The organism is Piscinibacter sp. XHJ-5 (assembly GCF_029855045.1).
Classification (GTDB): Bacteria; Pseudomonadota; Gammaproteobacteria; order Burkholderiales; family Burkholderiaceae_C; genus Albitalea.
Genome location: NZ_CP123228.1, coordinates 2,521,808 through 2,547,301 on the forward strand (window position 1 = coordinate 2,521,808; position 25,494 = coordinate 2,547,301).

A 25,494-nucleotide genomic window follows, 5' to 3' on the forward strand; every position below is an offset into this window, starting at 1 on the left:
GTTCGGTCCATGCTGCTTCTGGCGGCGGCAGCGGGGCTGGCGGCGGCCGGACAGGTCCTGCTCAAGCTCGGCGCCGACGGCCGTCAGTCCCTGATGGATTTCGTCAACGTGCGCATCGGCGCCGGCTTGCTGCTCTATGGAATGGGCACGCTGCTGTGGATCGCGGCGCTCGCCCGGGAACCCCTGGTCAGGGTCTACGCCTTCACGGCACTGAGCTTCGTGCTGGTGTACCTGGCGAGCGTGTTCCTCCTGCACGAGCGGCTCGCGCCCGTCGCGGCGATCGGCGTCGCGTTCGTGCTGGTCGGGCTCTACCTGATCGCCGGCTAGGAGCCGCTCGGCTCCCGCGTGAGGCGCCGCGGGCGGCGCATCACGACATGCGGTCGATCAGGTAGCGCGGACGCTGCTTCGTCTCCATGTAGATCTTGGCGACGTACTCGCCGATCACGCCCAGGGCGAGCAGCTGCATGCCGCCGATGAAGAAGATCGGCAGCGTGGTCGACGCCCAGCCGGGCAGGGCATCGCTGCTCGCAAGGCGGATCCACAAGACCCAGGCCACGCCCGCGAAGCTCAGCAGCGAGACCAGCATGCCCATGAGCGTGATGGCCCTCAGCGGCGCGGCCGAGAACGACGTGACGCCCTGGATCGCGAAGGCCAGCATGCGCCGCAGCGGATATTTCGATTCGCCGGCGAAGCGCTCTGCGCGGTCGTACGACACCGTCGCGCTGGGGAATCCCAGCCGCGGCACGATGCCGCGCAGGAAGAGGTTGGATTCGCCGAATCCGCGCAGCGCGTCGATCGCCCTGCGCGACATCAGGCGATAGTCGGCATGGTCGGACACGATGTCCACGCCGAATGCCGTCAGAAGGCGGTAGTAGGCCTGGGCGGTGCTGCGCTTGAACAGCGTGTCCTTGTCGCGGCTGCGGCGAACGCCATACACGACGTCGGCGCCGTCGCGGTGCGCGGACAGCATGCCGCGGATGGCCTGCGGATCATCCTGCAGGTCGGCGTCGATGGTGACCACCACATCGCCGGGCGCATGGAAGAGGCCGGCCAGCAGCGCATTCTGATGACCGCAGTTGCGCGACAGCTTGATGCCGTGGAGGGACGGGTTGGACCGCGACAGCTCCTCGATCAGGCTCCAGGTGCGGTCGCGCGATCCGTCATCGACGAAGTACACGCCGCTGTCCTCCGTGATCTCGCCGCGCTGCTGCAGGTCGGCCAGCAGGGACGCGATGCGCCGTGCGGTCTCGGGCAGCACCTCCTCCTCGTTGTAGCAGGGAATGACGATGCCCAGCCGGACCATCGGGCGGGGCGGCTGCGCCTTGCTCACCGTGGAGGTGCCCGCGCAGGCCTGCATCTGGCGATACGTGACGTCGAACATGGCGCCTCCTATCGTGCGACGCCGTCGCGGCGGCGATGCACCACGGCCACGTCGTCGGCGTACACACGCTCCCACTCCGGCATGGTGTCGAGCGACGCGATGGCCGGGGTTCCAGGGATGAGCAGGGTCCAGCCGATGCGGTAATCGTCCAGGAGCGCCGCAAGCGCCTTCGGTTCCCGCAGCGACAAGGCGACCGCGTTTCGTCGCAGCAAGTCGTCGCCGTACAGGTCGGACCGACCGTCGAGGAACACCTTCACGCCCTGGAAGATGAGATAGCCGCCGAACGAGTATTCGTTGAGGACCTCACCCTTCACGCCTGCCGTGCGGGCCGCGCGTAGCGCCGCTTCCGGCGTGATGCCCGGCTGGGGCACAGGTCCGCGTGCGGGGACGATGGCGCCGAGAGCGAACAGCGACAGCGACAGCACCAGCACGATGGCGACCGGCCGCGCCGGCGCCGCGAGGGCGCGGAACCATCGATCGAGATGCTCCGCGTCGCGGCCCCCGCTGGAGGAGCGGGCCCACTGGAGTGCCATCGGGCCGGCCATCACGAAGGGCGACACGAGGCCCAGGATCGCCATGTTGCGATGGTGCTTCAACGCCAGGTGCACCAGGCCCAGCACGATGAGCATGCGCACCAGCGGAAGACGCACGCGCCCTGACAGCGCCAGGCCCATCACGAGCAGCAGCCATACCTCCACCGCCTGCAGCTGATGGAAGTTGGGCGAGAGCCACTCGCCGATCATCGACAGCGCGAAGTCCTGGTGCATGACCTTCACGGTGTAGGTGAGGCCTTCCACGCCGTTCGGGGTGATCGTGGACACGGCGATCGCCGAGGCGATGAAAGCGCCCCATCGTGCGGCGGCAGCGCGACGAGCCCCGGGCGCGTGGGCCAGCACCGCGTCGCCTGCGAGCCCGGCGGCCAGCAGCAGTCCGAGGGTGAAGCTTCCATGCAGGTTCGCCCACAGCAGCATCACCATCAGCAGCCACCACGGCGGTGGGCGACGCGCGTCCGAGGACTCGACCAGCACGCCGACCCACAGCGCGAGCAACGGCCAGGCAAGGACGTGCGGGCGAGCCAGCAGGTGAGTGAGCAGCATGCCTGCCGCGAACCCGGTGAAGAGCAGCGCATGCACCGGCTCCATCCGGCGCAGCAGGAAGCGCGTCAGCCAGGCCAGCGTGGCGGCGAAGCTCATCGCCGTCAACGCGACCAGCGCCGACCACCCGCCGGCGCGATAGGTCGCGTTCAGCAGCACTTCCGACAGCCACTCCTGCGTGGTCCACGGCGCTCCGGGCTTCGAGTGCGAGAACGGGTCGCCCCCCGGCACGAGTCCGTGCTCGAGGATCCACTGGCCGGCCGCGATGTGCCAGTAGGTGTCGGGATCGGACAGGGGGCGTGCCGCCGGCATGCAGGCCAGCACGCCGAAGAGCGCCAGCACGGCCACCAGCAGGGGCCATGAGATGCCCATGGTCCGCACGGCCGGGAAAGAAGCGTCGCGTATCACCGATTCCATGAGGTCGTCACCGTTTGTCGAGCGTGTTTGCGGGAACGGCTCCACTCTATCGACGGCCCGGCGTGCGGTCGAGATGACCTCGACGCGTCGCGCGAGGCTTGCTGTGACAAAGGTCCCCCGGCGCCGACGCGCAACCTACGATGTGTCGGCACGGACCGCTGCCTAGCATGGCTGCATGAAATATCACGAACCGATGGCGCCGTCCGCCAGGAGCTCGTCCACGAAGGAAGTGCTTCGGGTGCTGGTGGTCGACGATGAAGCCGTCGTGCGCGAGGGGCTGTGCCGACTGATCGCGCATGACCAGCGCACCGGCGTGCAGGTGCTGGCAGTGGCCTCGACGACCGAGGCGCTGCGGCAGGTGCCCGTATTCGCGCCGCACATCGTCGTGCTCGATGTCGACCTGGCGGGCGATGACGGTCTCGGATTGATGCCGCGACTCTCACCCGACGTGCGTGTCGTCGTGCTGACCAGCGACACCAGCGCGGCCACGAGGCGACGTGCGCTCGCGCTCGGCGCGTGCGACTTCCTGCACAAGCTGGATCCGGGCAGCACGCTGCTGGCAAGCCTGCAGGCGCTGGCTCCCCCGCATATGCGGGGAGACCAATCTCCCTGCACCGATGGGGCATCCAGCCCGGCCGCATCGGTTGCATTGTCCGATGCGCAGGCACCGTCCCGGACCATAGAGTGAACGCCATGGACTCCAAGCGTCGACAAACCGCACTGCATGACGCCGCCACCGTGGTTTCACAAGAGCCCGGATGGTGGACGGACGAGCGCGGCGTGACGGCGGTGGAGTACGGGTTGCTCGCGGCGTTGATCACGATCGCGTGCCTGGCGGGTTTCACCTCGCTCAGCACCGCGTTCAGCGATCTGTGGACGAAATGGATCATCCCCGTCCTCGCTGCGGTGTAGCCGGATATCGACGCGAATTGCCGGCCGGCGTCCAAGAACAGGCTGGTGGGGGATGGATCCGGGCCCTTCTCCGGATCCGCATGTCAGGTCGGCGTGCCGGCCCGAGTCTTTCATCAACCGTGAACAGGAGCAGCAAATGAACTTCCTCAAGCACATCAAGCAATTCGGTCGTGACGAAGAAGGCGTGACCGCCATCGAATACGGCCTCATCGCCGCGCTCGTGGCGGTCGTCCTGATCGTCGGCGCCACCGCGCTGGGCGCCAACCTGAACGCGATGTTCACCTTCCTCGCCGGCAAGCTGTCGGGCGCGCAGGCCGGCTGAGCCAGGACCGGACGACGCCCCGGGCGTCGTCCCCCTTTCGTCATGAATGTCAGGAGAGAGCAAGCATGAAACTCGGTCAATTTCTGAATCGATTCACGCGGGAAGAGGATGGCGTCACGGCCATCGAGTACGGGCTCATCGCGGCGCTGGTCGCGGTGGTGCTCATCGTCGGTGCCACGGCACTCGGCGCGAACCTGAACGCGATGTTCGACTTCATCGCCGGCAAGGTGTCAGGTGCGATGGCCGGCTGATGCCGGCTCGTCGCAACACAAGAAAAGCTGGGGCCTGGTGCCCCAGCCTTCAATCGAGGACCCCATGTCGTTGTCGACGCTGCAACAGCCGATGGCTCTCGCTTCGTTCGCCGTGCTGGCGGTGTTGCTGACTGCCGCCGTCATGAGCGATGTGAAGTCGCGGCGCATTCCGAATCGCCTCGTCGTCCACGGGCTGGCCCTGGCCGCCGGCATCCACCTCGTGTCCGTCTTTCTCGGGCAGGCGACCCTCGCGCCGCCTGCCCTCTGGTCCCCGCTGGCCGGCATGCTGGCCGGCCTGGCCTTCCTGCTGCCGCTGTACCTCATCCGCGCCTGCGGCGCCGGCGACGTGAAGCTGATGGCCATGGTCGGTGCCTTCGTCGGTCCCGGCGTCGCGCTGTCGGCAGGCGTCTACACGCTCGTCGCGGGAGGCGTGCTGTCGCTGGCCGTCATGGCCCTGCACGGCGTGACCGCGCAGACGCTTGCCAACGTGCGCTTCATCCTCACCGAGTGGCGCATGCGCGCCCACACCGGGAACGACTTGCGCCTGGCGCCGCTGAGCACCACCGCGGCGCGACTGCCCTACGGGGTCGCCATCGCCGCCGGCACGCTGCTGGCCCTCCTGCGGCCGCTGGCCCTGCTGTCATAACCGCGCCGCTCGCCGAAATCCACGCCATGACACTGCTGATGTTCCCGGCCGCCTCGAACGGCCCGAGCCCAGGACCAGAAGCGCCACCGCGCGCGCCGCAAACCGTCGAGGAAACCGGCCTGTCGCAGACCTTCCTGATCGAGCTCGTCGCCAAGGCGATGTTCCAGCGTGGTCTGACGCGCCTGGTCGAGCTGTCGCAGACCCTGTCCCTCTCGGGCTCGGTGGTCGAGGCGGTGTGCCAGTTCATGCGGCGCGAATCCATTCTCGAGATCAGCCGCCGCGGGCAGAACGAGGCCGACCTGCAGTTCGACCTGACGGCCGGCGGACGTGCCCGCGCGGCCGACTGGCTGGCGCGCAGTTCCTACGTCGGCCCGGCGCCCGTGCCCCTGGAGGCCTACATCAAGCGGGTGCGCCAGCAGTCGGCCACGGCGCTGCGCGTCACCGAGGCCGATGTGCGCGCTGCGTTCGCGGACGTCGTCGTGCCGAACGATCTGCAGGACCAGATGGGCATCGCGATCAACTCGGGCCGCCCGATGCTTCTGTATGGCTCGCCCGGCTCGGGCAAGACGTACCTGGCCGAGCGCATGCGCCAGCTGCTGCGCGGCTCGATCGCCGTGCCCCATGCCATCTGCGTGCATGGCGAGGTGATCCGTGTGTTCGATGAACACTGGCACAAGCCGTGGTCCGCTGGCGATGCGCCGCAGGCGGGCATCGACAGTCGCGCCCGCCCCGATGCGCGCTGGATCATGTGCGAGCGACCCTGCGTCATGGCCGGCGGCGAGCTCACGCTCGAGATGCTCGACCTGAGCTTCGACGCGCGCGCCGGGTACTACGAAGCGCCGCCGCACTTCAAGGCCAACAACGGCTTGTTCATCGTCGACGACCTGGGCAGGCAAGTTGTCACGCCAGGTGCGCTCATGAATCGCTGGATTGTGCCGATGGAACGGGGTGAGGACTACCTGATGCTGCGCACGGGCGGCAAGTTCTCGATCCCGTTCAACATGGTGCTCGTCTTCTGCAGCAATCTGAGACCGCAGGACCTGGACGATTCCGCGTTCCTTCGCCGCATGGGGCAGAAGGTCGAGGTTCGCGCGCTCGGCATGGACGACTACCGCAAGGTGTTCGAGGGCATCTGCACGGCAGCGCGCGTGGGTTTCAGGGACGACGGCTTCGAGCGCCTGATGCAGCTGCACCGGCGCGACGGGCAGCGTCCGACCTTCGCCTGCTATCCGCGCGACCTGATCAATCTGGTGGTCAGCCGCGCGACCTACCTGGGGGCGGACCGCAACGATGCAGGTCCGCTGCTCGAATGGGCATGGGGCGTGTACTTCGCGACCCCCCGGTCCGATTCCCCGCAGTCAGGGGAAGGCCGTCCCTGAGGGCGGCGACGTTATGCAAGCGAGACACCGTAGTCGAAGGAGCCAAGAATGAAATCGCGTGGACTGCTGATGCTGCTGATCGCCGTTGCTGCCGGACTGGCAGCCATGTTGATGGCCGCGCGCTGGATGCAGGAGCAAGGAGGCGATCGCGGCCGCATCGCCGTGGCGGCCGCGGAGGTCGAGCTCGGCTCCCGTCTGACGGCCGACATGGTTCGTCTGGTCGAGTGGCCGCAGTCGAGCATGCCCCCCGGCGCGTTCACCGACCTGGCCAAGCTCGAGGGGCGCGTCGTCACCTCGTCGGTGCACCGCGGCGAGCCCATCCTCGATTCGCGACTTGCCCCTGAAGGCACCAAGGGCGGCCTGTCGGCGGTGGTGCCGGAAGGCAAGCGCGCGATGACGGTGCGCGTCAACGACGTGGTGGGCGTGGCCGGATTCGCCCTGCCCGGCACGTTCGTGGACATCATGGTCAACACGCAGGAGGAGGGCGGCCAGCGCAGCGATCGCGACCGGACCGTCTCCAAGATCGTGCTCGAGCGCATCCTCGTGCTCGCCATCGCGCAGGAAGCCGATCGCGACAACACCAAGCCCAAGGTGGTGAGTGCGGTGACGCTGGAACTCACGCCGGGCCAGGCCGAAGTGCTGGACCTGGCGCGCAGTGTCGGCACGCTCTCGCTCGTGCTGCGCAACCAGACCGAATCGAAGATGGCCGACACCAGCGGAGCCACCAAGGCCCAGCTGCTGGGATTGAAGCCGGTCGCGGCTGCGGCCTCCGCTGCCCCCGCACCGCGTCCCGTCGTGGCACGCCGGGTCGCGCCGCGCACGGAGGCTGCGGCCGCCGAGCCGGTGATTCAGCGTCAGCTCACGTGCGTCGAGGTCATCCGCGGCATGAACCGCGTCACCGAATGCTTCTGATCCATGCAAGCCACAAACATGTTGGGAGATTGAACATGGCTCGTGTTTCCGGTCCCGCGCTGTCCCGGGCAGCGCTCGCAGTCGCACTGGCGGTGACGACCTTGGCGGTCCACGCGCAGGCGACGAAGGCCGCACAGCCTGCGAAGCCGCCCGCTCGCGCCGTCGTCGCGGCACCTGCTGCACCGCTGCTTCCCTGCAGCGAAGTGGAGACCCCGGAGCCCATTGCGCTCTCGGTCGGCAAGACGCGGTCACTCCCGACCAGGCGGCCCGTGGTGCGCATCATTGCGGGCAATGCATCGTCGGGCATCGGCGTGCCGGGAGGCGGCCGCGCCGATGTCGGCGACGCGGCCGAGGGCAAGCGGGGCCAGCAGCAGTTGACAGCCGCCTCGGGCGGTGCAAGGCCCATGGAGACGCAGGCGGTCAGCGTTCGACCCGGTGTCGGCGAAGTCGACATCCAGCTGCTCAGTCCCACCGACGTGTACTTCACCGGCAAGAGCATCGGGTCCACCAACGTCGTGCTGGTGCACGAGGGCGGGCGTTGCACGATGCTGAACGTGGCCGTCGGAATGGACGCGCTGGCCCTGCAGACGGCGATCGCCCAGTTGCTTCCTGATGAGAAGGAGGTAAAGGTCAGCACGGCCTTCGACTCGCTCGTGCTCAGGGGAACGGTGAGCGATACCGAGGCGCTGGCCCGCGTCACCGAGCTCGCCAACGCCTATCTGCGCGGCGGCGAAAGCGCAGGCACCGGCGGCCCGGCGCGCAACCCGCGCATCGTCAACATGCTGGAAGTGGGCGCGCCTTCGCAGGTCATGCTCGAGGTCAAGGTGGCCGAGGTCTCGAAGAACCTGCTCGACCAGTTCGGCATCGACTTCTCCCGCGCCTATGTCCCGGGCGACGGCTCGCTGGTCCGCTTCCTGTCCGGCGTCTTCGGTGGCACGTCCGCGGTGACTGGACAGATCACCGGCACGAACAAGGGCGTGCCGTTGAGCTCGGTGGACGCGGTGGTCGGAGGCAGCGTGAACGGTGCCTTCGGCAACGGCGTCACGAACAGCGGGGTCACCGCCGGCAACGTGACCGTGACGTACGACATGAACGGCCGGCCGGTCTACACCACGACCTACGGCACGGTCCCCGGGCGCGGCGTCACCAATGTCGCCCTCAACATGCAGAAGACCGACGGCCTGGTGAAGGTGCTGGCGGAACCGTCGGTGATGGCGATCAGCGGTCAGACCGGCAGCTTCCTGGCGGGCGGCAAGATCTTCATTCCCGTGTCTTCGAACACGGACAACGGCGGTCGCACCGTGACGCTGGAGGAGAAACTGTTCGGGGTGTCCGTCAAGTTCACGCCGACGGTGCTCGGGGGCGGTCGCATCAACCTCAAGGTCAAGCCCGAGGTGTCGGAGCTGAATGCGGCCGGCATCACGATCACCGGGATCGGGGGCACGGCGGTCCTGCCGTCGTTCACCTCCCGCATGGCCGAGACCACCGTGCAGCTGATGGATGGCCAGAGCTTCGCGATCGGCGGTCTGATCAAGAACAACACCACGACCAACATCAAGGCCTTCCCGTTCCTCGGCGAGGTTCCGGTCCTCGGCGCGCTGTTTCGCAGCACCGAGTTCCAGACCGACCGCTCCGAACTGGTGTTCGTGATCACGCCGCGGCTGGTCAAGCCGCTGCCTTCCGACTACCGCCTGCCGACCGACAACTACGTGCCCCCGACCCGGCGCGAATTGATCCTCGAGGGCAAGTCCGAGGGGCGCCTGCCTGCCGCCGATGCCGGCGTGCCGGCCGCTGCACCGGTCCCGGGTTCCGCATCCGCCGGTGGCGGGTTCGATCTGCAAACGAAGGGAGAACGCAAATGACACTGCGTCATCGTGGTTCAGTGATCGTGGCCGGGCTCGTGGGCCTGGTGCTCCAGGGCTGTGCGGCGTCGGCATCGCCGGGGTACGACAGCGTGTTCGGCGATGCGGCGCGCGGGTTGCGCTCGCAGCAGCTCATCGATCCGAATGCGGGCAAGCGCAACGCCGCTGCCGTGGTGAAGCAGGACGGGCGGGCCGCGCGTGAGGCTCACGATCGCTACGTCGAGACCTACACGGCGCCGCCGCAGACGACCGTCATCAACATCGGCATCGGCGGCGGCAAGTAGGCGGCAGCATGAGACTCGTGCATTCCACGGGAAAGCGGGCACAGGGCGGCGCGATCGCAGTCATCGTGGCGCTTTCGATGGCGGTGCTGCTGGGCTTTCTCGGGCTCGCCGTCGACGGCGGTCACCTCTATCTGATCAAGACCGAACTGCAGAACGGCGCGGATGCCTGCGCGCTGGCAGCCGCCTACGAGTTGACCGATGCGCCGGCGATCGCCCCCGTGGCGTTCAACCGGGCCGAGGCGGCCGGCCAGGCGGTCGCCCAGAAGAACAAGGTGGACTTTCAGAACGGCGGCATCGCGAGCGCCAACACGACCGTCGAGTTCGGCACCTCGCTGGCGGCCGGCAGCCCGTGGATGACCGCAGCGGCGGGGCCCGCAGGCAACTCCAAGTACGTCCGCTGCACGATCCAGCAGACCAACATCGTCCCCTACCTCATGCAGGTGGTGGGCGCCGGCAACCAGACCGTGCGCGCCGCGGCCACGGCTTCGCTCGCACCCTCGCAGACCAACTGCGCCGTGCCGATGGCCCTGTGCGTCAAGCCGGGCGGCACGGCGGCGAACAACTTCGGCTACACGGTCGGCGACTGGTATGGCCTGGACTTCTCGGCCACCGGCGGCGGCAGCCAGGCCAGCTACACCGGCAACTTCCGCTGGATCGACTTCGACCCTGGATCGCCGACGCCGGGCTGCTCGGGTGGCGGCGCGCAGGAGCTGGCGTGCATGATGGCCGGCTCGGGCCAGTGCAATCTCCCGTCCCCGATCACCGGCTCGTGTTCCGGCAGCGGCCCCTCGACGGATCCCGGCTGCGTCGGCGAGAACGGGCAGATCAGCTCCATGGAGCAGGCCTACAACACCCGCTTCGGCCTGTACAAGGGCAGCTACAGCGCGACCAACTCGCCGATGGACTTCACCGGCTACTCGTACCGCAGCGACACCTGGACGCTGGGGCGCGATGCCTATGGCGGAAGCGTGGCGGGCATGCAGAACTTCAAGTCGGCGCGCACCGCCTTCTCGGCGACGCAGTCAGCCTATGTCCCTGGCGGCGGCTACTCGAACTCCAGCGTGGCCCAGCACCAGACCGGGGCCGATCGGCGGCTGGTGGTCGTGTCGGTGGTCGACTGCACCGGATTCACCTCGGGGCAGCATGCACCCATACGCGGCTATGCCTGCATGATGCTGCTCGACCCCTACGATCGGGTCGGCAACAACGTCATCTCGAAGTTCGAGTTCCTGGGTCTGTCCAACCAGGCCGGCAGTCCCTGTGCCTCGTCGGGCGTGGCGGGCAACGCAAGCTCCGAAGGGCCGCTCGTGCCCACCCTGGTGCAATAGGTCGAGGACCATGCGCCGTCGCCTCACCCCCTTGCGTGACCGGCATGCCGGCGGCCGCAGCACGCGCGGCGTGGCGGCTGTCGAACTGGCGCTGCTGCTGATGCCGCTGGTGCTGATCACCTTCGGCGCCACCGAGATCGGCCGCGCGATCTACACCTACAACACGCTCGACAAGACGGTGCGCGATGCCACGCGCTACCTGTCCCAGCACGGCTCGGGCGACGTGACGGTCCAGAACCAGGCCGCCTGCCTGGCGGTGTACGGCAACACCACGTGCACCGCGCCTGCGTTGGCGCCCGGGCTGACCGTGTCGAACGTTTCGGTGTGCGATCCGGTGGCCTGCCCTGCCACGCACCAGGGCGTGGCCACCGGCTTGGGCACCGTGAACCTCGTGTCGATCTCGATCGGCGCGCCTGCCACGGCCTATACGTTCAGCTCGCTCGTGAGCTTCGTGTTCCCGAGCCTCAACTTCAACTCCATCTCGTGCACGATGAGGGCGCAGCTATGAGCACCCGTTCAAGCCGCCGAGGCCAGCGCGGAGCCGCCGCGGTCGAGTTCGCGCTGGTCTTCGCGATCTTCTGCATGCTGCTCATGGGTGCCATCGAGATGGGACGGCTGCTCTGGACCTGGAATGCGGCGGTCGAAGCGACGCGTCGCGGCGCTCGGCTGGCCGCGGTATGCGACCTCAACGACCCCGAGATCAAGACGCGGATACGGGAGATGCTGCCGTCCCTGACCAACGCCAACATCACCATCAGGTACCTCAGCCCGGGCATGGCGCCCAACACCTGCACGACCGCCAATTGCCAGGCGATCGAGGTGTCGCTCACCGGCTTCACCTACACGCCGATCATCCCGTTCGTGTCCATGGGGACCCTGACCCTGCCGCCATTCGTCACCACGCAGCGTCGCGAATGGATGGAAAGCACCGGCAACCCTGTCTGCTCTTGAGATCAGCCGCACCATGAAGATCCGCATCGTCACTCCTGTCCCAGCGCACGCCGAAGCATGGACAGCAGCGTTGCAGCGTGCTGAACGCAGCTACGACGTCGTTGCCTACGGCCAGTCGTTGCACCAGGTCAACGCGCTGGTCAACGGCAGTCGGCCGGATCTGGTCATCGCGGAGGCGGCCTCCGCACGCGACCTCGACGCGCTCGAGAGGCTGGCCAACGCCGACCCCGACATCGACTTCCTGCTGATCGCGGGCGACCTCTCCTCCGATTCGCTGCTGCGCGCGATGCGCGCCGGCGTGCGCGAAGTCTTGCCCGCGCCGGCAGAGGGCGAGGCCGTCGCGGCCGCGGTGGAAAGGCTGGCGCGCAAGCGCCTGCCTTTCGCGTCGGCGCCGGGCGCTTCGAGCAACGGCGAGCTGCTCGGCTTCGTCTCGTGCAAGGGCGGCAGCGGGGCCACCTTCGTCGCGGCGAACCTGGCGCACCTGCTGGCCCGCAACGGCGAGCGTCGGGTCGCGCTCATCGACTTGAACCTGCAGTTCGGCGATGCGGCGCTGTTCGTGACCAACGAGCGCGCGTCGAGCAACTTCGCCGAAGTCGCGCGCAACGTCCATCGCCTGGACCGCGACCTGCTCCAGTCGGCGATGACGCAGGCGGCGCCGGGACTGTGGGTGCTGCCGGCCCCGGACGATCCCGCGCAGGCGGCCGACGTCACGCCCGAGCACGTGAAGGCGGTGCTGACGCTGGCCAGCACCATGTTCGACTATGTCGTCATCGACATCGGCCGCACCATCAACTCGGTGACGCTGCGCGCGCTCGATGCCTGTCAGCGCATCTACGTGGTGCTGCAGCTGACCTTGCCGTTCATCCGAGACGGCAAGCGCCTGCGTGAAGTCTTCCGCTCGCTCGACTACAACGCCAACAAGGTGCAGTGGCTCGTGAACCGCCACCAGAAGGGCAGCGAGATCTCGCTCGACGACCTGAAGCGCACCCTGGGCGTCGAGGAGCTGGCCACGCTGCCGAACCAGTACGACGTGGTGGCCTCTTCGGTCAACCAGGGCGTGCCGGTCGGCCGCCTGGCGCCCGCCAGCCACATCACGCGTGCACTGCGGGAACTGGCCGAGACGATCGAGCCGGCTGCCTCCTCTCCTCGCTCCGGCCGCTGGCTGTCGAGCCTGTTCCGCGGCAACGCGCACTGATTGTCTTCAGGAGTGATTCATGAGCCTGCGTGAACGTTTGGGAGCGGCGCCGACAGGGTTTGCCGCGCCGGCGGAGATTGCCGACAGCGCGCCGACCGACCTGCGCGCGTATCAGACCGTCAAGGTCAAGATCCACCAGCTGTTGCTGCAGCGGATCGACCTCGAGGCCATGGAGAGCCTGAACCAGGAGCGACTGAAGGAAGAGCTTCGACAGATGGTGGAGCGCCTGCTCACCGAGGAGAACCTGGTTCTCAACGCAGTCGAGCGGCGCAACCTGGTGCGCGACATCCAGTACGAGATGCTCGGCCTGGGCCCCATCGAGCCGCTGCTCGCCGATCCGGCCGTGTCCGACATCCTGATCAACACGCACAAGCAGGTGTACGTCGAGCGTCGCGGCATGCTCGAACTCACCGAGGTGACGTTCGTCGACGACGACCACCTGATGAAGATCATCGACAAGATCGTCTCGCGCATGGGCCGGCGCGTCGACGAGTCGAGCCCGATGGTCGATGCCCGGCTGCCCGACGGGTCGCGTGTCAACGCCATCATCCCGCCGCTGGCGATCGACGGGCCCGTCGTGTCGATCCGGCGATTCGCCAAGATCCCGCTCAAGGTGGCCAACCTCATCGAGTACAAGTCGATGACCGAGGAGATGGCGGCCTTCATCAGCGGCCTGGCGACGGCCAAGATCAACATTCTCATCTCGGGCGGCACGGGCTCGGGCAAGACGACGCTGCTCAACATCCTGAGCGGGTCGATCCCGCACAGCGAGCGGGTCGTGACGATCGAGGACGCGGCCGAGCTCCAGCTGCAGCAGCCGCACGTGGTCCGGCTGGAGACGCGCCCGCCCAACATCGAAGGACGCGGCGAGGTGTCGCAGCGCGCCCTGGTGCGCAATGCACTGCGCATGCGGCCCGACCGCATCATCCTCGGCGAGACGCGCGGCTCGGAGGCGCTGGACATGCTGCAGGCGATGAACACCGGCCATGACGGCTCGATGACCACCGTGCACGCCAACACGCCGCGCGATGCGCTGGCCCGGGTCGAAAGCATGATCGCCATGGCCGGTGTGGACCTGCCGGCGAAGGCTGCGCGGGCCCAGATCGCCTCGGCGATCGGCGTCATCGTGCAGGCGTCGCGCCTCGCCGACGGCACTCGCAAGATCACGAGCATCCAGGAAGTGACCGGCATGGAGGGCGACACGATCACCATGCAGGAGATCTTCACGTTCAAGCAGACCGGCGTGAACGCACAGGGCAAGGTGGAGGGCTACTTCAGCGCCACCGGCGTGCGGCCGCGCTTCTGGGAGCGCATGACCACGCGCGGGGTCCAGATCGCCGAGACCATCTTCACCCCGCAGCGGCGTCCGGTCTGACGCGTCGGCCGCAAGCACATCACGAGGCGCCGAGATGAACTCCACGATGCTCCTGTTCTCGCTTCTGGGCTTCCTTGCCGTCGTCATGGCACTGGAAGGCCTGTTCAACCTGTGGGCCTCCAAGCACGGTTCGCAGGCACGCCGGATCGCCGATCGACTTGCCGCCTTGAGTGGCGATTCGCCGTCCGACGTGGCCATCGAGCGGGCCCAACGATCTGTCCGCTTCCAGTGGTTCCAGTCCTTGATCGAGCGCGGCCGGGTCGGCGAGCGATTGACGCGCTGGGTCCATGCCTGCGGCACGACGGTGTCCGCCGGCGAGCTGCTGCTGCTGTCGGCCGGTCTGGGTACGCTCGGCCTGCTCCTGCCCGGCCTGCTCGGCAAGCCGAAGGTCTTCGGCCTGGCGGTCGGCTTCGCGTTCGCGGTCGCGCCGTGGTGGCGCATGAGCCGATTGCGCAACAAGCGGATCAAGCTGTTCGAGAGCCAGTTCCCCGAGGCGCTCGACCTGATGTGCCGCGCCATGCGCGCCGGCCATGCGTTTCCGACGGCGGTCAAGCTCGTGGGAGAAGAGGTCCCGGAACCGCTGGGCCGCGACTTCCGCATTCTGTTCGACGAGATGAACTATGGCGTGCCCGCGAACGAGGCGATGAGCCGCCTGGCACAGCGCGTGCCGCTGCCCGACGTCAGCTACTTCGTCGTCGCGGTGCTGATCCAGCGCGAGTCGGGCGGCAATCTCGCCGAGCTGCTGGAAAACATCTCGGGCATCGTGCGGGCGCGGCTGAAGCTGCTGGGCGAGGTTCGAACGCTGTCGGCGGAAGGCCGGATGTCGGCCCAGGTGCTGACCGCGTTGCCCTTCGGCGTGGCCGTCGTCGTCAACCTGACCAACCCGGAATTCATGTCGGTGCTGTGGACCGACCCCACGGGCCACAAGATGGTCGGCCTCGCGCTCTTCATGATGATGATGGGCATGCTGTGGATGAAGAACATCATCGCGATCCGAGTCTGATGTGACAGGGACCTTGCCATGACACTCGCTCAACTGATCTTCCTGGCTGGCGTGTTCGTCCTCGTGATGAGCGCCGTGCTCGGCGCCGTCATGATGTTGCGGCCCAGCGCGGCGCAGCAGCGGCTGCGCACGCTGGATCACGCGCCCGAACCCGCGGCGGCCTCGGCGGGTCAGCGCTGGCTGCGCTGGGTGGCCGACATGACGCGTCCCGTCAGCCGGCTGGCGGCGCCCGAGGAAGGCTTCGAGAAATCCAACCTCAAGCTGCGCTTCTCCCACGCGGGCATGCGCAACCCGAACGCCCCCGCGGCGTTCTTCGGCATCAAGACGGTCCTGACCATCGGGCTGCCGATCGTGGCTTACGCCGGCATGGTGCTCAGCGCCTCGATGCCCAAGGGCAACAACCTGCTGTTCGTCCTGCTGATCGTGGCCACGCTCGGCTACTACGCGCCGAACGTGATCCTTGCGCGCATGGTGAGGACGCGGCAGCGGGAGATCTTCGAGGCCTTCCCCGATGCGCTCGACCTGATGACGGTGTGCGTCGAAGCGGGCCTGGGCACGGAAGCCGCACTGTCTCGCGTCGCGGAAGACATGGGCCTGAAGAGCCCGGCGCTGGCCGAGGAATTCCGCCTCGTGAACCTCGAGCTGCGCGCGGGCGCGGACCGCGAGCGGGCGCTGCGCAACCTGGCGATCCGCACCGGCGTGGAGGAGGTGGGCGCATTCGTCACGATGGTCAGCCAGGCCGAGCGCTTCGGCACGAGCATCGCTGCGTCGCTGCGCGTGCATTCGGACATGCTGCGCACGCGGCGTCGCCAGCGCGCCGAGGAGGCTGCGGCGAAGATCTCGCTGAAGCTGCTCTTTCCGCTGATCTTCTGCATCTTCCCTTCGCTGCTCGTGGTCCTCATGGGCCCGGCCGTGATCCAGGTGTCGCGCATCCTGCTTCCCACCATGGGTGGCCAGCCGTAAGGAGACAAGTGATGAAGATGACGTCCGGAGTGGCAAGACAGCTCAGCGATCCGGCCGCGTTCTGCGCCCCTGATGCGGGGTCCGCGGCAACGCTGCCAGGCGCCGTCGAGCATCCTCGTGCACGCACGACGATCTCGCGGCGTCGCGAGACGGCGATGGCGCGTCCCGGCCTGGGCGTGCTCGCCTTGAGCGTGAGCGCCGCCCTGCTGGGGTGCGCCTCGGTCGCGCCGACGGGCTGGCGAATCGAGCCGGCCTATCAGCTGGACCATGGCGGCGCACCCAATGCAGCGGCCGCGTACCTCGCCATGGCGCGGCAGTACGAGGGCGAGTCGCGTGTCGCGCAGGCGCTGCAGGCCTACCGTCGCGCCGCACTCGCCGCACCGGACGATGCCGACGTTCAGCATGCCCTCGGGCTGGCCCTGGCCCGGCACGGGCAGCTGGAGCCGGCCGTGGCCGCGCTGCGGCGCGCCGTCGTGCTGTCGCCCGCCAGCGCTCCGATGCTCAACAACCTGGGCTACGCCTTGCTGCTGGCCGGCCGTGCCGCTGAAGCGATGCCGATGTTCCGCCTGGCCCTCGCCGTGGATCCTTCGCATGTGCTGGCGTCGAGAAACCTCGCCGAAATCTCCCAGCAGCTGGCGCAGGAAGGCGTCCACGAGGCACCCGCGGCCACGGCGGCGGTGCAGCAAGCCAAGGCGCGGACGGACGTGGTGCCGGCGCCGGCAGCGGTGACGGCAACGGTGCCGGCAGCCGACACGGGCGCTGCAGTCACCGTGCCGTCCCTGCCGGCACCGCAGACCGACGCCGCGGTGATTGCCGCGGCGCCGCCGGCGGCGGCGCAGCAGGCCCCAACGCCAGCCCCGCACGAGGCGACCGGCGAAGCGCCGTCATTCGGCACGCCGCCTCCGGTGTCGATGGAGGGGGTGCGGATCGAACTGGTCAACGGCAACGGCGCCACCGGGCTCGCCTCGCGCGTGCGTCGTTGGCTGAACGAGCACGGGGTGCAGGGCGGCCGCCTGGCCAATCTCCCGCCGTACAAGATCGAGCGAACCGTGGTCATGTACAAGGCGGGACAGGCCGAGGCGGCGCGCGAGTTGGCGCGGCGCATGCCGCTCGATGCCGAACTCGTGATGGCGCGTGCCGAGAGCATGCGCGCCGATCTGAAGGTCGTGATCGGTCACGATGCCCGCAGGCAACCGGTCTGCGCCGCCTGGGATGCCTGCCCGCCGCCTGAGCGCGTGGCCGCCGCGGGCCGGTGAATGACCCGGCAGCCGCGCCGTCGGCTCAGTACATGAGCCGATCGGGCCGAATGTCACGCAGGATCGTGGTCGCGATCTCTTCGATGGACTTGTGGGTCGACGACAGCCACGCGATGCCTTCGCGCCGCATCATGTGCTCGGCCTCGCGCACTTCGTAGCGGCAGTTGTCGAGGTCGGCATATTTGCTGCCGGGGCGCCGCTCGTTGCGGATCTGGTTGAGCCGTTCGGGATCGATCGTCAGGCCGAAGCACTTCTTCTTGTGCGGCATCAGCGGCGTGGGCAGCCTTCCGCGCTCGAAATCCTCGGGGATCAGCGGATAGTTGGCAGCCTTCACCCCGTGCTGCATCGCGAGGTACAGCGAGGTGGGCGTCTTGCCGCTGCGGCTCACGCCGACGAGGATCACGTCGGCGGTGTCGAGGTTCTTCGCCGACTGCCCGTCATCGTGCGCGAGCGAGAAGTTGATCGCCTCGATGCGGTCGGTGTACTCCTTGCTCTTCGCGATGTCCGAGAAACGGCCGACGCGGTGGTTCGACGTCATGCCGAACTCGGCCTCCAGCGGCTCGATGAAGGTGTTGAACATGTCGAGCACCAGACCCTTGGACAGGTCCTTCACGATGGCGAGCACCTCGCGGTCGACCAGCGTGATGAAGACGATCGGCCGGCGGCCTTCGACATCGGCGGTGTGATTGATCTCGCGCACCACCTGGTGCGCCTTGTCGGCCGTGTCGATGAACGGCCGACGCACGTGCCGCGGCTTGGTGGCGAACTGGTTGAGGATGGAGTTGCCGAAGGTTTCGGCCGTGATGCCCGTGCCGTCCGACACGAAGAACACGGTGCAGCTCGGCATGGCGGTGGCGGGGGGCAGGGCGTTCACGCGACGATCATAGGCGCAGGGTGGTGCGCGGGCCCGTGCGGGACTTCACTCGCGTGCGATCCATGCCCCTGCGTCTTCGAGGGGCATCGCGCCCACCGGGTGCCAGGGAAATCCCTGTGCCAGGGCCTAGAATCGGCTCCAACGCCTCGCGATTTTCGTTTGCCCATGCGTCCCATCCCCCCACCAGAATCCAGAACACAGGGGTGGGTCCACGTTCGCAGCTTCGGCGCCCCGGCGGCGCCGGCGAACGCATCGGGCCCGTACGACGCGGGAGCCCCGGCTTTCCAACCTCTCGGAGCTTTCCCATGTCTTCATCCAGCGTTGAGGCGACCGCCCTGGTCGTTCCATTCGAGCAGCTGAGAATGACCGACGTCGAGTCGGTCGGCGGCAAGAACGCCTCGCTCGGCGAAATGATCAGCCAGTTGGCCGCCTCCGGCGTTCGTGTGCCAGGAGGCTTCGCGACGACGGCCCACGCCTTCCGGCTCTTCCTCAGGCATGACGGTCTGGCCGAGCGCATCAACGCCCGCCTGGCCGCGCTGAACACCGACGACGTGCGCGCGCTGGCCGATGCCGGCGCGCAGATCCGGCAGTGGGTCGAGCAGACCCCGTTTCCGGCCGAACTGCAGCGGGCGATCGAGACGCAATTCGAGAAGCTGACCGCCGGCAACCCCGGCGCTTCGTTCGCGGTGCGCTCGTCGGCCACTGCCGAAGACCTGCCGGACGCGAGCTTCGCCGGGCAGCAGGAGACCTTCCTCAACGTCGTCGGCATCGAGGAAGTCCTGGCCAAGATGAAGGAAGTCTTCGCCTCCCTCTACAACGACCGGGCGATCAGCTATCGGGTGCACAAGGGCTTCGCCCATGCGGACGTGGCGCTCTCGGCGGGCGTGCAGCGCATGGTCAGGTCCGATCTCGGCGCGGCCGGCGTGATGTTCACCATCGACACCGAGAGCGGCTTCAAGGACGTCGTCTTCATCACCTCGAGCTATGGGCTGGGCGAGACGGTGGTGCAGGGCGCGGTGAACCCGGACGAGTTCTACGTGCACAAGCCGGCGCTCAAGAACGGCAAGCTGCCCATCATCCGGCGCAACCTCGGCTCCAAGCTGATCAAGATGGAGTTCGCCAGTCCCGCCGAGAAGAAGGCCAGCGGCAAGCTCGTGCAGACGGTCGACACCGCGCCCGAGCTGCGAAACCGCTACTCGCTCAGCGATGCCGACGTCACCGAGCTCGCCCGTTACGCGCTGATCATCGAGCAGCACTACGGCCGTCCCATGGACATCGAGTGGGGCAAGGACGGCAGCGACGGCCGGCTCTACATTTTGCAGGCGCGGCCGGAGACGGTGAAGAGCCAGGGCGAAGGCAAGAGCGAGCAGCGCTTCAAGCTCAAGGGCAGCGGCACGGTGCTCGCCGAGGGGCGCGCGATTGGCCAGAAGATCGGGACCGGGCCGGTGCGCATCGTGCACAGCATCGCCGACATGGATTCCGTGCAGGCCGGCGACGTGCTCGTCACCGACATGACCGACCCGAACTGGGAGCCGGTGATGAAGCGCGCCTCGGCCATCGTCACCAACCGAGGCGGGCGCACCTGCCACGCGGCCATCATCGCGCGCGAGCTGGGCATTCCGGCCGTGGTGGGTTGCGGCGACGCGACCGATTCGCTCAAGGAAGGCGCGCTCGTCACGGTTGCCTGCTCCGAAGGCGACACCGGCTACATCTACGACGGCTTGCTGGAGACCGAGGTCACCGACGTGCAGCGTGGCGAGCTGCCGTACTGCCCGGTGAAGATCATGATGAACGTGGGCAATCCGCAGCTCGCATTCGACTTCGCACAGATGCCGAACTCCGGCGTCGGGCTGGCGCGGCTCGAGTTCATCATCAACAACAACATCGGCGTGCACCCCAAGGCCATCCTCGACTACCCCAACGTCGACCAGGACCTGAAGAAGGCGGTCGAGTCGGTGGCGCGCGGCCATGCGTCGCCGCGTGCGTTCTACGTCGACAAGCTGGCCGAAGGCGTGGCGACGATCGCCGCGGCGTTCTGGCCCAAGCCGGTCATCGTGCGACTGTCCGACTTCAAGAGCAACGAGTACCGCAAGCTGATCGGCGGCTCGCGCTACGAGCCCGAGGAAGAGAACCCCATGCTGGGCTTTCGCGGTGCGTCGCGCTACATCAGCGAAGCCTTCGGCGAAGCGTTCGCGATGGAGTGCGATGCACTCAAGCGGGTGCGCAACGACATGGGCCTGACCAACGTCGAGATCATGGTGCCGTTCGTGCGCACGCTGGGGCAGGCGCAGCGTGTGATCGAGATGCTGGGCGAGAAGGGGCTCAAGCGCGGCCAGGACGATCTGCGCGTCATCATGATGTGCGAAGTGCCCAGCAACGCCATCCTCGCCGAGCAGTTCCTCGAGCACTTCGACGGCATGTCGATCGGCTCCAACGACCTGACCCAGCTCACGCTGGGTCTCGATCGCGACTCGGGACTCGAGCTGCTGGCGCGCGACTTCGACGAGCGCGACCCGGCGGTGAAGGCCATGATCTCGCGCGCCATCGCGGCTTGCCGTGCGGTCGGCAAGTACGTCGGGATCTGCGGGCAGGGCCCCAGTGATCATCCGGACTTCGCGGACTGGCTGGCGCAGGAAGGGATCGTGTCGATCTCGCTGAATCCCGACTCCGTGGTGGAAACCTGGCAGCGGCTGGCGAAGCGCTGACGGCCTCAGCGCGAGCGATCACCCGGGCTGCACGCAGCCTGGGGTGAAGCGCAGCGCAACCCCGACCGTGCTCAGATCAGGCCATCGAACGGCAGCACATCCACCAGCTCGCCGGCCGCGACGCTTCCCTGCTCGTGATGCAGCACCACCAGACCATTCGCCTCGCTCATGCTGCGCAGGATTCCGGATCCCTGCGAGCCGGTGATCGAGACCAGCCATGAGCCATCGGCAGCACGGCCGACGATGCCGCGCTGGTACTCGGTGCGGCCGGGTTTCTTGCGCAGCGGCTTGACGCTCGCGGCGCGCAGCATCGGCAAGGGTTCGCGCGCCGCGCCGGCCATCTGCATGAGTGCATCGCGCACGAACGCGTAGAAGGTGACCATCACCGCGACCGGATTGCCGGGCAGGCCGAACAGGATGGCGCTGCGGCCGCCGCTTTCGATGCGGCCGATGGCCATCGGGCGGCCGGGTCGCATCGCGATGCGCCAGAACAGCACGTCGCCCAGCTGCGCCATCACCTGCTTGGTGTGATCGGCCTCGCCGACGCTGACGCCGCCCGAGGTGATCACCGCATCCGCGCATTGCGCGGCGCCGCGGAAGGCGGCCTCGAGCGCCTGCGGCTCGTCGCGCACGACGCCCATGTCGGTCACGTCGACGTTCAGCCGCTGCAGCATCGACCACAGCGTGTAGCGGTTGCTGTCGTAGACGCAGCCTTCGTCGAGCGTCTCGCCGACGGAGCGCAGTTCGTCGCCGGTGGAGAAGAACGCGACCCGCAGACGTCGGCGCACCGGCACTTCGGCCTGGCCGAGCGAGGCCAGCATCCCGATGTCGGCCGGACGCAGCACGCGTCCGGCACGCAGCGCCGCTTCACCGGCGGCGAGGTCCTCGCCGGCCAGCCGGCGGTTGTCGCCCGGACGAACGATGCCGGGCGGTATGACGACCTTGCCTTCCTCCTCCTGCACGAACTCCTGCGGCACGACGGTGTCGAGCCCGGCGGGCATGACGGCGCCGGTCATGATGCGCAGGCATTGCCCCGCGAGCACGTCCCCGCTGGCGGCACCGCCGGCAAAGCCGGTGCCGACCACGTCCAGCGCCGTGGGCGCATCGACCAGCAGATCGCCGCCGCGCAGCGCGTAGCCGTCCATCGCCGAGTTGTCGTGTGCCGGCACGTTGATCGCCGAGACGATGTCACGAGCGAGCACGCGACCCAGCGCCGAGCGGATGGGCACGCTCTCCACCGTGTCGACGGAAGGCACCAGCCGCGCGATGAAGTCCTGCGCCTGGGCGACCGGCAGGGCCTGCGGGTCGTAGCCGCTGATGCAGGAGGCGATTTCGTCGAGCGTCGGCATGTCAGAAGTGGAGGACCATCAAGTCCTTGTCGTGGTAGGTGTCGCCCAATTTGATCGCATGCTCGAGCCGGCCATAGCGACGAAAGCCCGCCCCCTCGTAGAGGGCTACGGCGGGACGGTTCGACGAGGTCACCGTCAGCGTCAGCATCTCCATGCCGGACGAGCTGCGCGCTCGCGCGATGCATGCGGCGAGCAGCGCGCTTCCGATGCCCCGGCCGCGCGCCTGCGGGTGCACCATCATGCCGACCACATGTCCGATGTGCCGGACCTTGATGCGCTTGTCGCATTCGCAGGTCAGGGCGCCCACCAGCGTGTCGCCGTGCCAGGCGCCGAGCGTGAACTGGCCGCCGTCGGCCCGGTCGAGACCCAGTCGCGGCAGATAGGCCGCCGCAGACCTGGCGCGTTCCGTCGGGGCATCGGAGGTGAAGGCTTCGGGATGCAGCTCGAGCATCTCGTCGCGCAAGGCCTTGTAGGCCGCCAGGTCGGCCGCTTCCAGCGCGCGGATCAGCGGCTCAGCGTGCATGGCGCTGCTGCAACTGCCGCAGCTCGTCGTTGGTGTTGGCGTTGAAGAATGCGAGCTCGTCCTCGAACACCACCTCCACGCAGCGGTGCTGCGCGGTCCAGCGGTCGATCTTGCGCTGGCCGGCGGTGGTGAAGCGCACCAGGCTTTCCATCAAGGTCGTCTTCATCAGGCAGAACACCGGCTGCACCTGAACACCTTCGGCGCCATGACTGGCGGCCATCGCGATCTCGGCATCCCCGGCGATCAGCCCATCGGCCAGGCGCGCCACGAGGTCGTCGGGGAAGTGAGGCGTGTCGCACGGCACGGTGACGAGGTAGCCGGTTTCGCAGCGCTCCAGGCCGGCCAGGAAGCCGGCGAGCGGACCGGGGTAGTCGGGCAGGGCATCGGGCCACACCGGCACGCCGAACGCCTCGTAGGCGCCGAGATTGCGATTGGCATTGATCATCACGTGCCCCACCTGGGGCGCCAGCCGCATCAGCGCATGCATCGCGAGCGGCAATCCGTGGTGGCTCTGCAGGCCCTTGTCGACGCCACCCATGCGGCTGCCGCGTCCGCCGGCGAGGATGAGTCCGGTGATGTCTTCGCGCTCGATTGCCATCAGCCGCCTATGTAGTGCATCTCGACGCGCCGCTCGCCGGGGCCTGCATCCGGTGCGAGCGCGCCGCGCAGCTCGGAGTAGCGGTCGTCGCGGCGCTGCCAGATGTGCGCGACGGCGGCGGAGATCTGCAGGTCGCTGCAACCGCTGCGCAACAGCGCGCGCAGGTCGTGGCCGTGTGTGGCGAACAGGCAGAGAAACAGCTTGCCCTCCGTGGACAGCCGGGCGCGGTTGCAGTCGTGGCAGAACGCCTGCGTGACGCTGGAGATGACACCGATCTCTCCGCCGCCGTCCCGATAGCGCCAGCGCTCGGCGGTTTCGCCGCTGGTGTGCGCCTGCAGGGGCTCGAGCGGGAACACCTCCCCGATTCGTCGCAGCACCTCGCTCGACGGCATCACTTCGTCCATGCGCCACCCATTGGTTGCGCCGACATCCATGAACTCGATGAAGCGCAGCACGATGGGCGTGCCCCTGAAGTGGCGAGCCATCGGGACGATTTCGCCGTCGTTGGTGCCGCGCTTGACGACCATGTTGACCTTGATCGGCCCGAGGCCGACGCGCTCGGCCGCCTCGATGCCGTGCAGCACGTCGGCGACCGGGAAGTCGGCGTCGTTCATGCGGCGGAAGATGCCGTCGTCGAGGGCGTCCAGGCTCACGGTCACGCGCTGCAGGCCTGCGTCCTTCAAGGCCTGGGCCTTTCTCGCCAGCACCGAGCCATTGGTGGTCAGCGTGAGGTCGAGCGGTGTGCCTTCTACGGTGCGCAGCGCCGCCAGCATCTCGACCAGCGTCTCGAGGTTCTTGCGCAGCAGGGGCTCCCCGCCTGTGAGCCGGATCTTGTGCACGCCATGTGCGACGAAGAGGCGGGCGACGCGCGTGATTTCCTCGAAGCTGAGCAGCGAGGCATGCGGCAGGAACTGGTAGTTCTTGTCGAACACCTCCTTCGGCATGCAGTAGCCGCAGCGGAAATTGCAGCGGTCGGTGACCGAGATGCGCAGGTCCCGCAGCGGCCGCGTGAGGCGGTCGGTGACCAGGCCGGTGGGCGCCAGCGGTTGCGGCGGGATGAACGGCACGGCGGCGGCGTAGCGCTGGTCGGCGAGCGGAATGACTTTCTCGGCCATCCCTCGATTGTGCCCGCGCGGCGGCGGCGGCGCGGGACCAAGGGTCGGCCCCCGGACGCCTGTTCAGAGGTCGCGCGTGGCGGTGTCCTGGAAGACCGGCGCCGGGGAGGGCGGGGCGGTCGGGGCGGCCGGCACGGCAGCCGCCTGTGCCAGCGGCTCCAGCCGGCGGGCTCCCGTGAAGCGCTTGCGCCAGTATGCGAAGCCCATGTCCTCGACGCGGACCTCTCCGCCCGGACGCGGCGCATGGATGAACTTGCCTTCGCCCACATAGATGCCGACGTGAGAGAAAGTGCGCTTCAGCGTGTTGAAGAACACCAGATCGCCCGGCTTCAGCTCCTCGCGAGGGATGCGGACCAGACCCGGTGCGCTGGCCTGCTCATCCGCGCGGCGCGGCAGCACCAGCCCCAGACTGGTCTCCACGATATGGCGGGTGAAGCCACTGCAATCGAAGCCGGCGTCGACGCTCGAACCACCACGGCGATAGTGCACGCCGAGAAAGTTCATCGCCGTCAGCACGACGTCTGAGGCCTTGTCGCGCACCCGCTCGGCCAGGCGCGGGGCGGCCGGCTCCGCCGGGATCAGGCCTCGTTCGGCCAGGAAGCGGGTGAAGGCTTCGGGCCCGGGCATCTCGGGCGCGGCGCGCGCCGCGGGGAGTGCCAGCAGCAGCGCCAGCGCGGCGATGGCCGCGCGGGTCGGATGGGCTGGCAGGCGGGAATCGCGCATCGCGCGCAGGATACGGATGCGAACAGCCGTAGTCAATCGGAGGAACGCTTGAAAAACCAATGGTGACAATGAGTTA

At 68.1% G+C, this 25,494-nt stretch carries 27 protein-coding genes; 19 read left to right on the top strand and 8 right to left on the bottom strand.

The window, feature by feature from the left end:
• The first annotated feature begins 9 nt into the window (after positions 1 to 9).
• The gene (locus P7V53_RS11810) at positions 10 to 327 is read left to right on the top strand and encodes an EamA family transporter (RefSeq protein ID WP_280155666.1); all 318 of its coding nucleotides are present in this window, start codon (positions 10 to 12) and stop codon (positions 325 to 327) included.
• 40 nt (positions 328 to 367) lie between these two features.
• Here the strand turns inward: P7V53_RS11810 and P7V53_RS11815 are convergent, their stop codons facing one another.
• Positions 368 to 1,381: a glycosyltransferase family 2 protein gene (locus P7V53_RS11815; protein ID WP_280155667.1), complete on the bottom strand. Its 1,014-nt coding sequence runs from the start codon at positions 1,379 to 1,381 to the stop codon at positions 368 to 370.
• Positions 1,382 to 1,389: 8 nt separating this feature from the next.
• Complete coding sequence (locus P7V53_RS11820; protein WP_280155668.1) at positions 1,390 to 2,892, bottom strand: hypothetical protein; 1,503 nt, start codon at positions 2,890 to 2,892, stop codon at positions 1,390 to 1,392.
• A 193-nt stretch (positions 2,893 to 3,085) separates the two neighbouring features.
• Here P7V53_RS11820 and P7V53_RS11825 point away from each other — a divergent pair, with 193 nt between their 5' ends.
• The 17 genes from P7V53_RS11825 to P7V53_RS11905 all read left to right on the top strand — a co-directional run bounded on the left by P7V53_RS11825 (position 3,086) and on the right by P7V53_RS11905 (position 17,531).
• The gene (locus P7V53_RS11825) at positions 3,086 to 3,580 is read left to right on the top strand and encodes a response regulator (RefSeq protein WP_280155669.1); all 495 of its coding nucleotides are present in this window, start codon (positions 3,086 to 3,088) and stop codon (positions 3,578 to 3,580) included.
• Between the two features lie 5 nt (positions 3,581 to 3,585).
• Positions 3,586 to 3,804 carry a Flp family type IVb pilin gene (locus P7V53_RS11830; RefSeq protein WP_280155670.1) on the top strand — a complete coding sequence of 73 codons (219 nt, stop codon included), beginning with the start codon at positions 3,586 to 3,588 and terminating at the stop codon, positions 3,802 to 3,804.
• Between the two features lie 136 nt (positions 3,805 to 3,940).
• On the top strand, positions 3,941 to 4,126 hold the full coding sequence (locus P7V53_RS11835; protein WP_280155671.1) for a Flp family type IVb pilin: 186 nt from the start codon (positions 3,941 to 3,943) through the stop codon (positions 4,124 to 4,126).
• 65 nt (positions 4,127 to 4,191) lie between these two features.
• Positions 4,192 to 4,377, top strand: coding sequence for a Flp family type IVb pilin (locus P7V53_RS11840; RefSeq protein ID WP_280155672.1), 186 nt, complete (start codon positions 4,192 to 4,194; stop codon positions 4,375 to 4,377).
• A 64-nt stretch (positions 4,378 to 4,441) separates the two neighbouring features.
• Positions 4,442 to 5,023, top strand: coding sequence for a prepilin peptidase (locus P7V53_RS11845; protein ID WP_280155673.1), 582 nt, complete (start codon positions 4,442 to 4,444; stop codon positions 5,021 to 5,023).
• 26 nt (positions 5,024 to 5,049) lie between these two features.
• Positions 5,050 to 6,402, top strand: a complete 1,353-nt coding sequence (locus P7V53_RS11850; RefSeq protein WP_280155674.1) for an ATP-binding protein — start codon at positions 5,050 to 5,052, stop codon at positions 6,400 to 6,402.
• A 48-nt stretch (positions 6,403 to 6,450) separates the two neighbouring features.
• On the top strand, positions 6,451 to 7,314 hold the full coding sequence (gene cpaB / locus P7V53_RS11855; RefSeq protein WP_280155675.1) for a Flp pilus assembly protein CpaB: 864 nt from the start codon (positions 6,451 to 6,453) through the stop codon (positions 7,312 to 7,314).
• Positions 7,315 to 7,349: 35 nt separating this feature from the next.
• On the top strand, positions 7,350 to 9,176 hold the full coding sequence (locus P7V53_RS11860) for a pilus assembly protein N-terminal domain-containing protein (protein WP_280155676.1): 1,827 nt from the start codon (positions 7,350 to 7,352) through the stop codon (positions 9,174 to 9,176).
• Positions 9,173 to 9,460, top strand: coding sequence for a hypothetical protein (locus P7V53_RS11865; protein WP_280155677.1), 288 nt, complete (start codon positions 9,173 to 9,175; stop codon positions 9,458 to 9,460). The genes P7V53_RS11860 and P7V53_RS11865 overlap by 4 nt, the downstream gene beginning before the upstream one ends.
• 8 nt (positions 9,461 to 9,468) lie before the next feature.
• Positions 9,469 to 10,788: a pilus assembly protein TadG-related protein gene (locus P7V53_RS11870; protein ID WP_280155678.1), complete on the top strand. Its 1,320-nt coding sequence runs from the start codon at positions 9,469 to 9,471 to the stop codon at positions 10,786 to 10,788.
• Between the two features lie 10 nt (positions 10,789 to 10,798).
• Entirely contained in the window at positions 10,799 to 11,296 is a 498-nt protein-coding gene (locus P7V53_RS11875) for a TadE/TadG family type IV pilus assembly protein (RefSeq protein ID WP_280155679.1), read from the top strand.
• Positions 11,293 to 11,739: a TadE/TadG family type IV pilus assembly protein gene (locus tag P7V53_RS11880; RefSeq protein ID WP_280155680.1), complete on the top strand. Its 447-nt coding sequence runs from the start codon at positions 11,293 to 11,295 to the stop codon at positions 11,737 to 11,739. Before P7V53_RS11875 ends, P7V53_RS11880 begins: the two co-directional genes overlap by 4 nt.
• 13 nt (positions 11,740 to 11,752) lie before the next feature.
• Positions 11,753 to 12,934: an AAA family ATPase gene (locus P7V53_RS11885; protein WP_280155681.1), complete on the top strand. Its 1,182-nt coding sequence runs from the start codon at positions 11,753 to 11,755 to the stop codon at positions 12,932 to 12,934.
• 19 nt (positions 12,935 to 12,953) lie between these two features.
• Entirely contained in the window at positions 12,954 to 14,309 is a 1,356-nt protein-coding gene (locus P7V53_RS11890; RefSeq protein ID WP_280155682.1) for a CpaF family protein, read from the top strand.
• Between the two features lie 34 nt (positions 14,310 to 14,343).
• Positions 14,344 to 15,312, top strand: coding sequence for a type II secretion system F family protein (locus tag P7V53_RS11895; protein WP_280155683.1), 969 nt, complete (start codon positions 14,344 to 14,346; stop codon positions 15,310 to 15,312).
• An 18-nt stretch (positions 15,313 to 15,330) separates the two neighbouring features.
• The gene (locus tag P7V53_RS11900; protein WP_280155684.1) at positions 15,331 to 16,275 is read left to right on the top strand and encodes a type II secretion system F family protein; all 945 of its coding nucleotides are present in this window, start codon (positions 15,331 to 15,333) and stop codon (positions 16,273 to 16,275) included.
• Between the two features lie 11 nt (positions 16,276 to 16,286).
• Positions 16,287 to 17,531 (top strand): LytR C-terminal domain-containing protein, encoded by a 1,245-nt coding sequence (locus P7V53_RS11905; protein ID WP_280155685.1) that lies wholly within the window; start codon positions 16,287 to 16,289, stop codon positions 17,529 to 17,531.
• A gap of 25 nt (positions 17,532 to 17,556) precedes the next feature.
• On the opposite strand, the gene P7V53_RS11910 is transcribed toward P7V53_RS11905, so the two are convergent.
• Complete coding sequence (locus P7V53_RS11910; protein ID WP_280156496.1) at positions 17,557 to 18,378, bottom strand: pyruvate, water dikinase regulatory protein; 822 nt, start codon at positions 18,376 to 18,378, stop codon at positions 17,557 to 17,559.
• 332 nt (positions 18,379 to 18,710) lie between these two features.
• On the opposite strand from P7V53_RS11910, the gene ppsA reads away from it, so the two are divergent.
• Positions 18,711 to 21,110 (top strand): phosphoenolpyruvate synthase, encoded by a 2,400-nt coding sequence (ppsA, locus tag P7V53_RS11915; RefSeq protein WP_280155686.1) that lies wholly within the window; start codon positions 18,711 to 18,713, stop codon positions 21,108 to 21,110.
• 71 nt (positions 21,111 to 21,181) lie between these two features.
• Here ppsA and glp read toward each other — a convergent pair whose 3' ends face one another.
• The 5 genes from glp to P7V53_RS11940 form a co-directional block, all read right to left on the bottom strand.
• Complete coding sequence (glp, locus tag P7V53_RS11920) at positions 21,182 to 22,459, bottom strand: gephyrin-like molybdotransferase Glp (RefSeq protein ID WP_280155687.1); 1,278 nt, start codon at positions 22,457 to 22,459, stop codon at positions 21,182 to 21,184.
• A gap of 1 nt (position 22,460) precedes the next feature.
• Positions 22,461 to 22,982 (bottom strand): N-acetyltransferase, encoded by a 522-nt coding sequence (locus P7V53_RS11925; RefSeq protein ID WP_280155688.1) that lies wholly within the window; start codon positions 22,980 to 22,982, stop codon positions 22,461 to 22,463.
• Positions 22,972 to 23,580, bottom strand: a complete 609-nt coding sequence (gene mobA, locus P7V53_RS11930; protein WP_280155689.1) for a molybdenum cofactor guanylyltransferase MobA — start codon at positions 23,578 to 23,580, stop codon at positions 22,972 to 22,974. The genes P7V53_RS11925 and mobA overlap by 11 nt, the downstream gene beginning before the upstream one ends.
• On the bottom strand, positions 23,580 to 24,695 hold the full coding sequence (gene moaA / locus P7V53_RS11935; RefSeq protein ID WP_280155690.1) for a GTP 3',8-cyclase MoaA: 1,116 nt from the start codon (positions 24,693 to 24,695) through the stop codon (positions 23,580 to 23,582). The genes mobA and moaA overlap by 1 nt, the downstream gene beginning before the upstream one ends.
• 63 nt (positions 24,696 to 24,758) lie before the next feature.
• Entirely contained in the window at positions 24,759 to 25,418 is a 660-nt protein-coding gene (locus P7V53_RS11940; RefSeq protein ID WP_280155691.1) for a C40 family peptidase, read from the bottom strand.
• Positions 25,419 to 25,494: the final 76 nt, after the last annotated feature.